Raw genomic sequence first — 332 nt, forward strand, 5'->3', positions numbered from 1 at the left:
CATCGATGCGGCTGAAGAGATTGAGCGTCATCAGCAGATCGGAAATGCCGAGTCCCCATTTGCCGAGTTCGACGAGCAGATTGTCGGTGCCGTTGCGATAGAACGCGTTGCGCAGTTCCTGATAGCGGCCTTGCCCGTACTTCTCGAACACTTCGGCTGCATTCGACACACCCGCGAGACGGTCGTGCCATCCACACGTATCCGCGACAATCGCGGCGAGCACGCGGCCCATGTCGGAATAGAGGCAATGGCCCTTGGTCAGCTTGGCCGTGTGCTGGCACTTGAGCGTATCGGGCAGATTCAGCCGCTCGCTTTTTTCGGCGGCATTGAAG

Annotated in this window: 1 protein-coding gene; it reads right to left on the reverse strand. The window is 59.0% G+C overall.

What is annotated here, in order from left to right:
• Positions 1 to 332 (reverse strand): DUF1989 domain-containing protein (locus SB753_RS35715; protein ID WP_410804809.1); only part of this gene is annotated, 332 nt, incomplete at both ends.

Origin of the sequence: Paraburkholderia sp. SIMBA_053 (assembly GCF_046534895.1) — a bacterium.
GTDB lineage: Bacteria > Pseudomonadota > Gammaproteobacteria > Burkholderiales > Burkholderiaceae > Paraburkholderia > Paraburkholderia caledonica.